The 13,775-nt window shown below is 62.4% G+C and carries 14 protein-coding genes; all 14 read left to right on the plus strand.

The window, feature by feature from the left end:
* The first annotated feature begins 110 nt into the window (after positions 1-110).
* The 14 genes from rpmF to lepB all read left to right on the plus strand — a co-directional run bounded on the left by rpmF (position 111) and on the right by lepB (position 13,753).
* A complete protein-coding gene (gene rpmF / locus AB7P10_RS05915) occupies positions 111-293 on the plus strand; it encodes a 50S ribosomal protein L32 (protein ID WP_005794249.1) in 183 nt (60 codons plus the stop codon).
* A gap of 138 nt (positions 294-431) precedes the next feature.
* Entirely contained in the window at positions 432-1,493 is a 1,062-nt protein-coding gene (plsX, locus tag AB7P10_RS05920) for a phosphate acyltransferase PlsX (RefSeq protein ID WP_428292910.1), read from the plus strand.
* Between the two features lie 19 nt (positions 1,494-1,512).
* Positions 1,513-2,490: a beta-ketoacyl-ACP synthase III gene (locus AB7P10_RS05925; RefSeq protein ID WP_428292911.1), complete on the plus strand. Its 978-nt coding sequence runs from the start codon at positions 1,513-1,515 to the stop codon at positions 2,488-2,490.
* Positions 2,491-2,532: 42 nt separating this feature from the next.
* Complete coding sequence (gene fabD / locus AB7P10_RS05930; protein WP_428292912.1) at positions 2,533-3,486, plus strand: ACP S-malonyltransferase; 954 nt, start codon at positions 2,533-2,535, stop codon at positions 3,484-3,486.
* A 16-nt stretch (positions 3,487-3,502) separates the two neighbouring features.
* On the plus strand, positions 3,503-4,264 hold the full coding sequence (gene fabG, locus AB7P10_RS05935) for a 3-oxoacyl-ACP reductase FabG (RefSeq protein ID WP_428292913.1): 762 nt from the start codon (positions 3,503-3,505) through the stop codon (positions 4,262-4,264).
* 117 nt (positions 4,265-4,381) lie between these two features.
* On the plus strand, positions 4,382-4,621 hold the full coding sequence (gene acpP, locus AB7P10_RS05940; protein ID WP_066269448.1) for an acyl carrier protein: 240 nt from the start codon (positions 4,382-4,384) through the stop codon (positions 4,619-4,621).
* A gap of 7 nt (positions 4,622-4,628) precedes the next feature.
* On the plus strand, positions 4,629-5,873 hold the full coding sequence (fabF, locus tag AB7P10_RS05945) for a beta-ketoacyl-ACP synthase II (RefSeq protein ID WP_428292914.1): 1,245 nt from the start codon (positions 4,629-4,631) through the stop codon (positions 5,871-5,873).
* A 34-nt stretch (positions 5,874-5,907) separates the two neighbouring features.
* Positions 5,908-6,351, plus strand: a complete 444-nt coding sequence (locus tag AB7P10_RS05950) for a hypothetical protein (RefSeq protein ID WP_428292915.1) — start codon at positions 5,908-5,910, stop codon at positions 6,349-6,351.
* A gap of 34 nt (positions 6,352-6,385) precedes the next feature.
* Positions 6,386-7,027, plus strand: coding sequence for an RNA polymerase sigma factor RpoE (gene rpoE / locus AB7P10_RS05955; protein ID WP_428292916.1), 642 nt, complete (start codon positions 6,386-6,388; stop codon positions 7,025-7,027).
* Between the two features lie 67 nt (positions 7,028-7,094).
* Complete coding sequence (locus tag AB7P10_RS05960; protein WP_428292917.1) at positions 7,095-7,775, plus strand: sigma-E factor negative regulatory protein; 681 nt, start codon at positions 7,095-7,097, stop codon at positions 7,773-7,775.
* Positions 7,776-7,841: 66 nt separating this feature from the next.
* Positions 7,842-8,870: a MucB/RseB C-terminal domain-containing protein gene (locus tag AB7P10_RS05965; RefSeq protein WP_428292918.1), complete on the plus strand. Its 1,029-nt coding sequence runs from the start codon at positions 7,842-7,844 to the stop codon at positions 8,868-8,870.
* Positions 8,871-8,962: 92 nt separating this feature from the next.
* Entirely contained in the window at positions 8,963-10,456 is a 1,494-nt protein-coding gene (locus tag AB7P10_RS05970; protein WP_428292919.1) for a DegQ family serine endoprotease, read from the plus strand.
* Between the two features lie 511 nt (positions 10,457-10,967).
* Complete coding sequence (gene lepA / locus AB7P10_RS05975) at positions 10,968-12,776, plus strand: translation elongation factor 4 (protein WP_428292920.1); 1,809 nt, start codon at positions 10,968-10,970, stop codon at positions 12,774-12,776.
* Positions 12,776-13,753: a signal peptidase I gene (gene lepB / locus AB7P10_RS05980; RefSeq protein ID WP_428292921.1), complete on the plus strand. Its 978-nt coding sequence runs from the start codon at positions 12,776-12,778 to the stop codon at positions 13,751-13,753. The genes lepA and lepB overlap by 1 nt, the downstream gene beginning before the upstream one ends.
* Positions 13,754-13,775 lie beyond the last annotated feature (22 nt).

The raw sequence follows: 13,775 nt of genomic DNA on the forward strand, positions 1-13,775 counted from the left end.
TGCATGGTCTGTTGACCGGCTCTGGTCAGGCGCACGACCGGTTGAGCGGGGCGGCCACAATGCTCCGTTTGTGCCACTCCGTTTGACCCTACCGATTTCAGGAGCCCATCATGGCTGTTCAGCAAAACAAGAAGTCCCCTTCCAAGCGTGGAATGCACCGTTCGCACAATGCGCTGAACGTGCCCGGCATCGCCGTTGAGCCGACCACCGGCGAGACCCACCTGCGTCACCACATCAGCCCCAATGGCTTTTACCGGGGTCGCCAGGTGCTGAAAAACAAGTCCGAAGCCTGATGGCGGGTGGCCAGGGGCCTCGCCGCGGTGTCGCGAACGGGGTTGCCGGTTGGCCTGTGAGACGCTGGCCCGCATGCTGCATGCGGGCTTTTTTCATTCTTGGGTTGCGTTAAGCGCCCGATCCGGGATGTAGTTGCCATGATCACCATCGCTGTGGATTGCATGGGAGGCGATGTCGGGCCGGCGGTGACCATGCCCGCTTGTGCCGCCTTTCTCTCCAGTCACCCACAGGTGCATTTGCTGCTTGTGGGCAAGCCCGCAGAACTCCAGGCCTGGCCTCAAGTGCTTAACAACGTGCGCTGCAGCGTGGTGCCCGCAAGCGAAATCGTCTCCATGGAGGACCCGGTGGAGGTGGCCTTGCGCCGTAAGAAGGATTCCTCGATGCGCGTGGCCATCAACCAGGTCAAGGCGGGCGAGGCCCAGGCGGCGGTGTCGGCGGGAAATACCGGCGCCTTGATGGCCATTGCCCGCTACGTGCTCAAGACCATGGACGGGATTGATCGCCCTGCCATTGCGACCCAGATGCCCAATGCGCGCGGCGGCGCGACCACGGTGCTTGATCTGGGTGCCAACGTCGATTGTTCGGCCGAGCACTTGCTGCAGTTCGCCGTCATGGGTTCTGCGCTGGTGGCTGCGTCAACCGGACACAAGGAGCCCAGCGTCGGATTGTTGAACGTTGGTGAAGAGGTCATAAAAGGCAGCGAAGTCATAAAAAAAGCCGGTGTTCTGCTGCGAAATGCGGCCAACACCGGTGATCTTAATTTTTTCGGCAATATCGAAGGCGACGATATCTTCAAGGGAACGACAGATATCGTCGTGTGTGATGGCTTTGTCGGGAACGTGGCGCTCAAGGCAAGCGAAGGCCTTGCCTCGATGATCAGTGGATTCATCCGTGAGGAGTTTTCAAAGAGCATTTTTCGGAGAATGGGCGCAATCTTCGCCTATCCGGTTCTAAAGTCATTCAAAAACCGCGTTGACCATCGGCGCTACAACGGCGCGGCACTGCTTGGCCTGCAAGGCCTGGTGTTCAAGAGCCATGGCTCCGCCGACGCCTTTGCGTTCGAGCAAGCCTTGGGCCGGGCTTATGATGCGGCCCTCAATCAATTGCTGGACAACGTGCGGGAGCGCATCGCCCACGCCCGGCCACTGATGTCGCCGGAGTCCGTGCCGAGCGAATTGAAGAGCATCCCGACCATTTGAATATTCCGAGTCGTCCCGCATGACACGCTACGCCCGCATCACTGGCACTGGAAGCAGCCTGCCCCCCCAGCGACTGACCAACGCCGACATGGTGGCCATGCTGGCCCCTCGTGGTGTGGAGACCAGTGATGACTGGATCGTGGAACGCACCGGCATCAGGGCGCGCCATTTCGTGGCGGACGGCGTATACGCCAGCGACCTGGCCGTCGAGGCTTGCCGCCAGGCGATGGGCGCCGCTGGCGTCGACGCCGGTGACATTGATCTGATCATTGTCGCCACCTCCACGCCCGACATGGTGTTTCCTTCCACGGCGTCCATCCTGCAACACAAGCTGGGTATTGCGGGGTGCCCGGCGTTTGACGTGCAGGCCGTGTGCAGTGGCTTCATCTATGCGCTGACCGTGGCGGACGCGCTCATCCGTTCGGGCAGCGCGCGCAAGGCGCTGGTGGTGGGGACCGAGATATTCAGCCGCCTGCTCGACTTCAACGACCGCACGACCTGTGTGTTGTTCGGCGATGGCGCAGGCGCGGTGGTGCTGGAGGCTTCGGACGTGCCCGGTATCCTGGCTACCGACATTCATGCTGACGGCAAACACACGGGCATCCTCTGCGTGCCTGGCCATGTTTCTGGTGGCCAGATTCTGGGCGATCCCTTGCTCAAGATGGATGGCCAAGCAGTGTTCAAACTGGCGGTGGGCGTGCTGGAAGAAACGGCGCAGACCACGCTGGTCAAGGCGGGCAGAACCACCGCGGACATCGACTGGTTGATTCCCCATCAGGCCAACATCCGCATCATGCACAGCACGGCGCGCAAGCTCAAACTGCCGCTGGACAAGGTCGTCGTCACCGTGGACCAGCATGGAAATACGTCCGCTGCCTCGATCCCGTTGGCGCTGGATCACGCGGTGCGCCGTGGCATGGTGAAACCCGGTGACACGTTGATGCTCGAAGGCGTGGGCGGTGGCTTCACGTGGGGCTCGGTGTTGCTGGACTTCTGAACGGCGCTGCCCCCGTTCTCCACTGGAATGACATTCAAATAAATGAAGAAGAACTTTGCCTTCGTGTTCCCCGGCCAGGGCTCTCAGGCCGTGGGCATGCTTGACGATTGGGCAGACCATCCTGCTGTCGTGGAGACCTTGAAAGAGGCGTCTGACGCCATGAACGAAGATCTGGGCAGGCTGATCCACCATGGCCCGGCCGATGTGCTGGCCATGACGGTGAACACCCAGCCTGTGATGCTGGTCGCCGGCGTTGCAGCATGGCGCGTGTGGCGCGCAGAAGGCGGTGCATTGCCAGCAGTGGTTGCCGGGCACTCGCTGGGCGAGTATTCCGCCCTGGTGGCTGCGGGGTCCCTGACGCTGGCGCAGGCCGCGCCCCTGGTGCGGTTTCGCGCGCAGGCCATGCAGGAGGCTGTACCGTCCGGCACTGGTGCGATGGCGGCGGTGCTCGGGTTGAGCGCCGAAGCCGTCGTGGCCGGATGCCTTGAGGCCCAGGACAGTTTCGGGCCTGGCAGCGCCGAGGTGGTGGAGGCGGTGAACTACAACGACCCCATGCAGACCGTGATCGCTGGCAGCAAGGCGGCCGTTGACAAGGCCTGTGAGGTGCTCAAGGCACTGGGTGCCAAACGTACGTTGCCCCTGCCGGTGTCCGCTCCTTTTCACTCAAGCCTGATGAAGCCGGCCGCGGAGAGGCTCAAGGAACGACTTGCCGATACGCCGATTGCCGCGCCACAGATCGCGGTGATCAACAACATCGACGTGGCGGTCGAATCCGATCCTGATCGCATCCGCGATGCGCTGTACCGCCAGGCCTTCGGACCGGTGCGCTGGGTGGAATGCGTGGGCTCGATCAAGGCTCGCGGCATCGATATAGTGGTTGAGTGCGGTCCGCGCAAGGTACTGACCGCAATGGTCAAGCGAGTCGATTCCTCCCTCACTGGCGCGGCCCTTTTTGATCCAGCCACTCTTGCGGAAGTCAAGGCCTTGCTGGCCTGAAGCTTGGAGAACTCCCATGTCTGAAATCAAGTTTGCTGGCCAGGTGGCTCTGGTCACCGGCGCTTCGCGCGGAATCGGGGCCGCCATTGCGGCCGAGCTTGTCGGCCGGGGGCTGGTCGTGATCGGTACCGCCACCAGTGACGAGGGTGCCGCGAAGATTGGCTTGGCACTTTCTGCCTTGCCGAGAGCCGTCGGTGGCTGCCGTGGTGCGAAGCTCGACGTGAACGACGCGGCGGCGGCCGAGGCGCTCATCGATGAGATTGTCAAGACCCACGGCGGCCTGCAGGTGCTTGTGAACAATGCCGGCATCACGCGCGACATGCTGGCCATGCGGCTGAAGGACGATGACTGGGATGCGGTGCTTGACACCAACCTGAAGGCTGTGTTCCGCATCAGCCGTGCGGTGATCCGCCCCATGATGAAGCAGCGCTATGGCCGCATCATCAGCATCACCAGCGTGGTGGGTGCTTCGGGTAATGCGGGCCAGGCCAACTATGCTGCTGCCAAGGCCGGGGTGGCCGGCATGACGCGGGCGCTGGCGCGTGAGCTTGGCAGCCGCAGCATCACGGTCAACTGCGTGGCGCCGGGCTTCATAGAAACCGACATGACCGCCGCGCTGCCTGAAGAGCAGCAAAAGGCGTTGCTGGGACAGATCCCACTGGGCCATCTGGGCAAGCCGGCCGACATTGCGCATGCGGTGGCCTACCTCGCCAGCCCACAGGCCGCCTATGTCACGGGCCAGGAATTGCACGTCAATGGCGGCATGTTCATGTCCTGACTCGGGACGCCGCATGGAATACTTGCGCCGAGCCAGCCGCCCGGCGGGCCATCCGGGGCCACATTCCCGGCACGGCTAAAATGGCGGCCTGTATTTCAACCACCCTCAGAGGGACCTATGAGCGATATCGAAGCACGTGTGAAGAAAATCATTGCCGAACAACTCGGTGTTGAAGAGGGGCAGGTCACCAACGAAAAGGCTTTCGTGGCCGACCTGGGCGCTGATTCGCTGGACACGGTTGAGCTGGTGATGGCGCTGGAAGACGAATTCGGTATCGAGATTCCCGACGAGGAAGCCGAAAAGATCACCACGGTTCAGAAAGCCATCGATTACGCGTTGGCCAACCAGAAGGCCTGAAAAACCGATGAGCCGTCGCCGTGTCGTCGTGACCGGCCTGGGTTGCGTCAGCCCCGTGGGCAACACGGTGGCCGATTCCTGGGCCAACCTCCTGGCTGGACAGTCCGGCATTGATTCCATCACGAGGTTCGATGCGTCGAACTTTGCCTGCCGGTTTGCGGGAGAGGTCAAAGGGTTCAACCTGGAGGAGTACATCACCGCCAAGGAAGCGCGGACGATGGACACCTTCATTCACTATGGTGTGGCTGCCTCCATGCAGGCGGTGGCCGATTCGGGTCTTCCCACCGGCGACCGGTTGGGCGAGGAGCAATCCACGCGCATCGGCTGCGTGATTGGCTCCGGCATCGGCGGCCTGCCGCTGATCGAGGAAACGCACACCGAACTGACCACCCGTGGTCCGCGTCGCATCACGCCATTCTTTGTGCCGGCATCGATCATCAACATGATCTCTGGTCACGTGTCGATGAAGTTCGGCTTCAAGGGCCCGAACATCGCCATCGTCACGGCGTGCACCACTGGCCTGCACTGCATTGGCGAGGCCGGTCGCATGATCGAGTACGGCGACGCCGACGTGATGATCGCTGGGGGCTCCGAGGCCACAGTGTCTCCCCTGGGCATTGGTGGCTTTGCGGCCATGCGGGCCTTGTCGACGCGCAACGACGACCCGAAGACGGCCTCGCGCCCCTGGGACAAGGACCGCGATGGCTTTGTGCTGGGCGAGGGCGCGGGCGTGATGGTGCTCGAAGAATACGAGCACGCCAAGGCGCGCGGAGCGAAGATCTACGCGGAACTCGGTGGATTCGGCATGAGCGCCGACGCTGGGCATATGACAGCGCCCAACATGGACGGCCCTCGCCGCGCTATGTTGAGCGCCCTGCGCAACGCGGGCGTGAATCCGGATCAGGTCGACTACCTGAACGCGCATGGCACCTCTACGCCCCTGGGAGACATCAACGAAACGAATGCCATCAAGGCTGCGCTGGGTGACCATGCGAAGCAGATGGTGGTCAGCTCAACCAAATCGATGACCGGCCACCTTCTGGGGGGCGCCGGAGGCATCGAGTCGGTTTTCACCGTGCTGGCGCTTCACCATCAGAAGGTGCCACCTACCATCAACATCTTCAATCAGGACGCTGAGTGTGATCTGGACTACTGCGCCAACACCGCGCGGGACTTGAGGATTGATGTGGCAATGAAGAACAACTTTGGATTCGGCGGCACCAACGGCACGCTGGTGTTCCGCCGCGTTTGAACAAGCCGCATACATCGTTTTTTTCACGGTTCGCATGCGCAGCGCCCCATCGGTGTCGTTTCCGGTGGGGCGCTGCCGCTTTTACCTCTGGTTTCTGTTGACGCTGGCCGCGCTAGGGGTCCTGGTGCTGGGAGCCTGGGTTGTTTACGCCGCGTCGCACCGGCAGTGGCATGGCCTGTGGGGTGCTGCTCTCTGGGGGAGTTGGCTGCTTTTTGCCGCATGGAGCTGGTGGCGTTCTCCGACTGGACTGTTGTCATGGGAGGCGCAAGCGCAACCCCCGGGTGGCTGGGCGTGGCGCAGCACCGCGTGTGTCGAAGGGGCGCCACTGCAGCGCGTGGACCTGGTGGTTGATCTGCAGACCCGCGTCCTGCTCCGTCTGCACGGCGCGGACGCGCGCACTCGCTGGGTGTGGGCGGAGCGCGCGAAGAATCCAGGGCGCTGGCACGACCTACGCCGCGCGCTGGTCGTGCGCAACTGAAGGGACGCAAGGCCTGGGTTATATTTCCGCGCGCATGACACTCGAAGACCACACCGCTCCACCACCGCCCGACAGCGATGTCATGCTGGTGCAGCGCACGCTCGCGGGGGAGCAACGGGCGTTCGAGTTGCTGGTCGTGAAATACCAGCGGCGGGTGGAGCGTCTGATCGGGCGCATGGTGCGCGATACCGACCTCGTGCAGGACATTGCCCAGGAAACCTTTATCCGGGCCTACCGGGCGCTCGCCCAGTTTCGGGGCGACGCCCAGTTCTATACCTGGCTTTATCGCATTGCGGTCAATACGGCCAAAAAGCAGCTCCTGGAACTCAAGCGAGACCCGCTGGTTTTCCAGTCGCAGATGAAATCCGGGGAAGACGATGAAACTTCCGGTCCCGAACGCGAACTAAATTCGGGAGCGGCCGATGCCGAGACGCCCGAAGCGGTGCTGGCCAGCAAGGAAATTGCTCAAGCGGTCAATGCCGCCATGGATGCGCTGCCCGAAGAGCTGCGCATGGCGATTACCCTGCGTGAAATCGAGGGCATGAGTTACGAGGAAATTGCCACGGCGCTGGAATGCCCCATTGGCACGGTGCGCTCCCGGATATTCCGGGCGCGTGAGGCGATTTCAGCGCGCATCAAGCCGATGCTGGAGCGCCAGACAGGCAAGCGATGGTAAGAGGGCATGGCAGCCGTTCAAAATGGCTCGCGCTTGCCCCGAGGATCGGGAAGTTCAGGAAGAGATCATGAATGCCGTACAAGTCAGTTTGAATTCTCGGGATGACGAAGTTCGTCTGCTGCCGCGCTACGCGTTGTCCGCGCTTGTGGATGGGGAGATCGATACCGAGCAACTCGATGCGCTGTTCACCTCCAAGGACGATGCCGCGGAGGTTCTGGCGAATTGGCACAGCTATCAGGTGATCGGAAGCGCGCTGCGGGGTGACCGCTCGGCGGCGTTCACCGCTCAACCACCTGGTGACTTTCTCGCCGCAGTACGTGGACGGTTGGCGGCCGAAGCGGCACCCTTTGTGGCGCCGATGCCCCCGGTTATCCCTGCGCGCGCCGTGGCCGCCAACGACTCGGTCTTTCGCTGGCAAATGGTGGCTGGCGTGGCTTCGCTGGCTGCGGTGATCGCGGTGAGTTGGACTGTCTTGAGCGGAGCGCCCTCCAATGCAGGGGGCAGCGGCCCTCAGCTGGCCGCCGCGCCTGCCGCCACCGTGACAGTCGAGACAGCAACGCCTCGTGCGGCGGCATCCGGGTCTGTACCATCCACTGCCCTGGTGGTGAATACCGGGCAAGGGCCGCTGATCCGTGACGCCCGCCTCGAAGAGCTGTTGGCCGAGCACCGCCAGAATGGGGGCATGTCTGCCCTGCAGATGCCCACGGGCTTCATTCGCAGTGCCACGTACGACGCGGCAGCTCGCTGAAACACCATGACGTTCGCCATGTCCGGGCTCTTTGTCGGCGATCAAGTGCGTTCGGTACGACGGCCCATGCTGCTGCCAGGGCGACCGGGCATCCGGCGCCGGGGCGCCGCCGCGTTGATGGCGCTGGCTTGCGGTGTCATGGCACCGTTGTATGCGCAGAACCTGCCCTCGTCCCCTGAGGGCACGCGCAGCGTCAACGAATGGCTCACGCGCATGCATGAGGCGTCGCGGCAGCGTGCCTATGTCGGCACGCTTGTGGTGTCGGCGGGAGCGGCCATGTCGGCCTCGAAGATCTGGCATGTCTGCGACGGCGCGCAACAGATGGAGCGCGTCGACACGCTGACTGGCGCGCCGCGCACCACGATTCGCCGCAACAAGGAAGTCATCACCTTCGTGCCAGAGGCCAAGACGGCGTATGTTGAAAAGCGGGAGTCGCTGGGCATGTTCCCTGACGTGCTGGGCAAGCCGGGCAACCAGATCGAGCAGTTCTACAGCGCTCGCGAGGTTGGCGTGCAGCGCGTGGCCGGGCATCTGGCCGACATGGTCGAAATCCTTCCGCGCGACGCGTTGCGGTTTGGCTATCGCATCTGGTCCGAGCGGCAGACGGGCCTGGTGGTGAAGCTGCAAACCCTGGGTGAGCAGGGCGCTGTACTGGAACAGGTGGCGTTCTCCGAGTTGCAATTGGACGCGCCGGTGAGCATGGAGAAGCTCAAGCGGCTCATGAAAGACACCCGGGGCTATGAGGTGCACAAGCCCCTCCTGAGGAAGACGACAGCCGAGGCGGAAGGCTGGCGCCTGAGCGAGGCCGTGCCAGGCTTCATGCCCATGAGTTGCCATACCCGGGAAACCACCAGCGCTGGCGAGCCAGCACCAGGCATGGCTCCCATGCAGTGGGTGTTTTCCGACGGGTTGGCCTCGGTGTCACTGTTCGTCGAACCGTTCGATGCACAACGGCATACGCAGGAGTCCGCTGCGGTGGTAGGTGCCACGCACTCGGTCAACCGCCGCGTGGGCGATCATTGGCTGACAGTGCTGGGTGAAGCGCCCACCGCCACGCTGCGACGCTTTGCGATGGCGTTGGAGCGCACGCGGTAATTGTTGCCGTGTTCCTGGCGATGGGACCTGGGCCCGGCGCCCTTTCCTGTCTCGACGAAGCGGATTGTTTGGTGTTTGTGTAAAGGATCACGATGACGCATGCCCCCTTGATTCGAACCCCTTTGAACTGGGCACTGGCCAGTGCCCTGCTGGCTGGCGCCGGACTGACTCTGCCTTTGTCGTCGCAAGCCCAGACCGTTCAGGTACCAACAATTCCACCCTCCGCCAGCGTGCGCGGGCTGCCCGACTTCACCGATCTGGTGGACTTGGTGGGTCCGTCGGTGGTCAACATCCGCACCCTGGAGCGCGCCAGCTCGGAAAGCCGAGGAGGCGCGCCGGATGAGCAGATGCTGGAGTTTTTCAAGCGTTTCGGCATTCCCATTCCGCCCGGCATGACGCCGCGCGGCCCGCGCCCGGGGCCCTCCGATGAGGCGCAACCACGCGGTGTCGGATCCGGTTTCGTCCTGAGTGGCGACGGTCTGATCATGACAAACGCCCACGTGGTGGACGGAGCCGATGAGCTCATCGTCACGTTGCCGGACAAGCGTGAATTCAAGGCCCGGCTCGTTGGGGCGGACAAACGCACCGATGTGGCGGTGGTCAAGATCGAGGCCACAGGTCTTCCCGCCGTGAAAATCGGCGATATCAACCGACTGCGCGTGGGCGAATGGGTCATGGCCATCGGTTCGCCTTTTGGCCTGGAGAATACTGTGACGGCGGGCATCGTGAGCGCCAAGCAGCGCGACACCGGTGACTTCCTTCCCTTCATTCAGACCGATGTGGCGATCAACCCCGGCAACTCAGGTGGCCCACTGATCAACATGCGCGGCGAGGTGGTCGGAATCAACAGCCAGATCTACTCGCGCTCTGGCGGTTTTCAGGGGATCTCGTTTGCGATTCCGATTGACGAGGCGGTGCGTGTGTCCGACCAGCTGCGTGCGACCGGCCGTGTGACGCGCGGGCGCATCGGTGTGCAGATCGATCAGGTCAGCAAGGACGTGGCCGAGTCGATCGGTCTTGGCCAACCGAAGGGGGCGCTGGTGCGAGGCGTGGAGCCGGATTCGCCTGCTGCCAGGGCCGGTGTGGAACCGGGTGACATCATCCTGAAGTTTGATGGCAAGGATGTCGACAAGTCGGTGGACCTGCCGCGACTGGTGGGCAACACCAAGCCCGGCAGCAAGAGCAGCATGACGGTTTTTCGGCGCGGCAGTCAGCGTGAGCTTTCGATCACGGTGGCTGAACTCGAGCCGGAGCGCCCCGATACCCGCGCCGCAACGCCCGAACCGCCGAAGGCGCAGTCGAGCAATGCATTGCAGTCGCTTGGCCTGAGCCTGACAGAGCTGAGTGCCGCCGAGGCAAAGGCAATCAACATTCGGGGTGGCGTGCGCGTGGCCTCCGCGGAAGGGCCTGCCGCGCGGGCAGGCCTGCGCGAAGGGGATGTGATCGTGGCCATCGCCAACACCGAGACCACCAACATCAAAGAGGTGGAGTTGGCCCTCTCCAAGCTGGAGAAATCCAAGCCAGTGAATGTGCTGTTCCGCCGTGGTGAGTGGGCACAGTACGCGGTGATCCGCGCGCCGCGCTGAGACCGACCGCCTGCCCAATAACCCCCCATCCCGATTGGGATTGGGGGGATTTTTTTGAGGGTGGCCGATTCGCCACACCGGGTTTTCCTGAGGTGTTCAAGCTGCTTTCAGATTTTATGTTAGTAAACGCTTACAGTCATTGCCATGCTCATGACGGAATTCGTTAAAATGACGGCCGTTCTGAGCAGATTCCTGTGCCGATGTGTTTGCCCAAACCACGATGTGGGAGTACCACCGCTTGCTGTCCCGGTCATCCACAGTTGTCCGATGGGTACCTTGAATGTGTTGTGGATAGGCTGTGAGTAAGTTGAGCGTTGCTGCGCTGCAACAAGGCGACGGCGCTGGTTCGGTGGTGTGCATCCGGGGCTTTTTGCCTACAATGAAACCCCAACTATCGCAGTTGCCATTGATTGTTGGTTACGGGCGCGTCAGCAGCTGACGCGCCCTTTTTTATGGCCGCCCGTTCCCTGTGTTCGCGCGGTTTTCTCGTGTCCGAGTTTCTGTTTTCCCGATGAATCACATCCGCAATTTTTCGATCATCGCGCACATCGACCATGGCAAGTCCACGCTCGCCGATCGCATCATCTCCCTGTGCGGCGGGCTGTCTGAGCGCGAAATGAGCGAGCAGGTGCTCGACTCCATGGACATCGAAAAGGAGCGGGGCATCACCATCAAGGCCCAGACCGCCGCGCTCAAGTACAAGGCACGCGACGGACAGGTCTACAACCTCAACCTGATTGACACACCGGGGCATGTCGACTTCTCCTACGAGGTCTCGCGTTCCCTGTCGGCATGCGAAGGTGCGCTGCTGGTGGTCGACGCGAGTCAGGGTGTCGAGGCCCAGACCGTGGCCAATTGCTATACCGCCCTGGACCTGGGTGTGGAAGTGGTGCCGGTGCTCAACAAGATGGATCTGCCCAATGCGGATCCCGACAACGCCAGGCGTGAGATCGAGGATGTGATCGGCATTGACGCGACCGATGCGATCGCCTGCTCGGCCAAGACGGGCATGGGGGTCGAGGACATCCTTGAGGCCGTGGTGGCACGCATTCCCCCGCCTCGGGGCAAGCCGGATGCGCCGCTGCGCGCGATGATCGTGGACAGCTGGTACGACGCGTATGTGGGCGTGGTCATGCTGGTGCGTGTGGTGGATGGACGCTTGCTCAAGGGCGAGCGTTTCAAGATGATGGCCACCAACACGACCTACAACGCCGACAACCTGGGTGTCTTCACGCCTTCCAACGAGTCAAGAGAGTTGCTCGAAGCGGGGGAGGTGGGCTACATCATTGCCGGCATCAAGGAGCTGCAGGCTGCCAAAGTGGGCGACACCATCACGCTGGAGAAAAAGCTGCCGAACAATGCCGGTCCTGCGACCGAGGCCCTGCCAGGCTTCAAGGAAGTGCAGCCGCAGGTGTTCGCCGGTCTTTATCCGACCGAGGCCAACCAGTACGACGCGCTGCGCGATGCGCTGGAAAAACTCAAGCTCAATGATGCTTCCCTGCACTACGAGCCGGAGGTGTCGCAGGCGCTGGGCTTCGGTTTTCGCTGCGGTTTTCTGGGCCTGCTGCACATGGAGATCGTGCAGGAGCGCCTTGAGCGGGAGTTTGACCAAGACTTGATCACCACGGCCCCGAGCGTCGTCTATCAGGTGGTCAAGCCCGATGGCGAGCTCATCATGGTGGAGAACCCCTCCAAGATGCCCGACCAGGGGCGCATCGAGGAAATCCGGGAGCCCATCGTGACCGTGCACCTGTATATGCCGCAGGAGTACGTGGGCGCGGTCATGACGCTGGCCAACCAGAAACGCGGACTGCAGCTCAACATGGCCTACCACGGCAAGCAGGTCATGCTGACCTATGACATGCCGCTGGGCGAAATCGTGCTGGACTTCTTCGACAAGCTCAAATCCGTCAGCCGTGGCTATGCCTCGATGGACTACGAGTTCAAGGAGTACCGGGCCTCCGATGTGGTGAAGGTGGACATCCTGCTCAACGGTGAGAAGGTCGACGCGCTGTCCATCATCGTGCACCGCACGCAGGCGCAGTACCGGGGGCGCGCGGTGGCGGCCAAGATGCGTGAGATCATCAGCCGGCAGATGTTCGACGTGGCGATTCAGGCGGCCATTGGTGGGAACGTGATTGCCCGAGAAACCATCAAGGCGCTGCGCAAGAACGTGCTGGCAAAATGCTACGGTGGCGACATCACGCGCAAACGCAAACTCCTCGAAAAACAGAAAGCAGGCAAGAAGCGCATGAAACAGATCGGCTCGGTCGAAGTGCCCCAGGAGGCTTTCCTCGCCATTTTGCAGGTGCAGGACTGATGCAGGCGGTCATGGGCACGATCACTGCCGTGATCCTGGCGGCGTTTGCCGCCTACGCGGGCGCCTGGTACACCGGTGTTGTCGAAGGCAACTTTGCCGTGTTGCTGATGCTGGCCACCGCGGTCACCGGGGTGTACTGGATGGCCGAAAAGCTGGTGTTCCTGCCAAGGCGCCGCAGCGCGGCCCAACAATTGATGGCCGAGCATGCCAAACGCAAAGAGGCCTTGCTCAAGCAGGGCTTCACCCATATTGAGGGCGACGTGGACACGGCGCGTGAGAAGCTGCTCGCGCAGCCTTGGTGGCTGGACTGGACCGCGGGTCTGTTCCCAGTGATCCTGGCGGTGTTCGTGCTGCGCTCCTTTCTGTACGAGCCGTTCAAGATTCCCTCGGGCTCCATGATCCCGACCCTGCGCGTGGGCGACTTGATTCTGGTGAACAAATTCCACTACGGCGTGCGCTTGCCGGTGTTCAACACCAAGCTGTGGGACAACCACGAGCCCCAGCGCGGGGATGTGATGGTGTTCCGCTACCCGCCGCAACCCAGCCTGGACTACATCAAGCGGGTGATCGGGGTTCCGGGCGACGAGGTGGCCTACCTCAACAAGCAGCTCACGGTCAATGGCGTGCCGGTCCCCCGGACAGCGCAGCCCGAATTCTTCGACGACGAGACGATGCGGTATGCCCGCCAGTTCCGCGAAACGCTGGGCGCACGCAGCTACAACACCCTCAACGACGACGACAGGGCCGCCTTCATCAACCGCACGACGGACTTCCCGTTCCTTGACCAATGCCGTTACTCGGTCGAGGGCGTCACTTGCAAGGTGCCGGCGGGTCATTACTTCATGATGGGTGACAATCGCGACAACTCCCTCGACTCGCGCTACTGGGGATTCGTCCCGGAGGCCAATATCGTGGGCAAGGCCTTTTTCGTCTGGATGAACTTTGGCGATCTCGGCCGCATCGGCCGGTTCGAGTGAACACGCAAGCTTCAGGAGGATG

This window comes from Hydrogenophaga sp., from assembly GCF_050182545.1.
Lineage (GTDB): Bacteria > Pseudomonadota > Gammaproteobacteria > Burkholderiales > Burkholderiaceae_C > Hydrogenophaga.

Excerpts from the sequence above, each read along its gene's own strand:
- AB7P10_RS05950 (WP_428292915.1), top strand. The coding sequence starts at position 5,908 with ATGCGCAGCGCCCCATCGGTGTCGTTTCCGGTGGGGCGCTGCCGCTTT.
- AB7P10_RS05960 (WP_428292917.1), top strand. The coding sequence starts at position 7,095 with ATGAATGCCGTACAAGTCAGTTTGAATTCTCGGGATGACGAAGTTCGT.
- plsX (WP_428292910.1), top strand. The coding sequence starts at position 432 with ATGATCACCATCGCTGTGGATTGCATGGGAGGCGATGTCGGGCCGGCG.
- acpP (WP_066269448.1), top strand. The coding sequence starts at position 4,382 with ATGAGCGATATCGAAGCACGTGTGAAGAAAATCATTGCCGAACAACTC.
- fabF (WP_428292914.1), top strand. The coding sequence starts at position 4,629 with ATGAGCCGTCGCCGTGTCGTCGTGACCGGCCTGGGTTGCGTCAGCCCC.
- fabG (WP_428292913.1), top strand. The coding sequence starts at position 3,503 with ATGTCTGAAATCAAGTTTGCTGGCCAGGTGGCTCTGGTCACCGGCGCT.
- lepB (WP_428292921.1), top strand. The coding sequence starts at position 12,776 with ATGCAGGCGGTCATGGGCACGATCACTGCCGTGATCCTGGCGGCGTTT.
- rpoE (WP_428292916.1), top strand. The coding sequence starts at position 6,386 with ATGACACTCGAAGACCACACCGCTCCACCACCGCCCGACAGCGATGTC.
- rpmF (WP_005794249.1), top strand. The coding sequence starts at position 111 with ATGGCTGTTCAGCAAAACAAGAAGTCCCCTTCCAAGCGTGGAATGCAC.
- AB7P10_RS05970 (WP_428292919.1), top strand. The coding sequence starts at position 8,963 with ATGACGCATGCCCCCTTGATTCGAACCCCTTTGAACTGGGCACTGGCC.
- AB7P10_RS05925 (WP_428292911.1), top strand. The coding sequence starts at position 1,513 with ATGACACGCTACGCCCGCATCACTGGCACTGGAAGCAGCCTGCCCCCC.
- AB7P10_RS05965 (WP_428292918.1), top strand. The coding sequence starts at position 7,842 with ATGCTGCTGCCAGGGCGACCGGGCATCCGGCGCCGGGGCGCCGCCGCG.
- lepA (WP_428292920.1), top strand. The coding sequence starts at position 10,968 with ATGAATCACATCCGCAATTTTTCGATCATCGCGCACATCGACCATGGC.
- fabD (WP_428292912.1), top strand. The coding sequence starts at position 2,533 with ATGAAGAAGAACTTTGCCTTCGTGTTCCCCGGCCAGGGCTCTCAGGCC.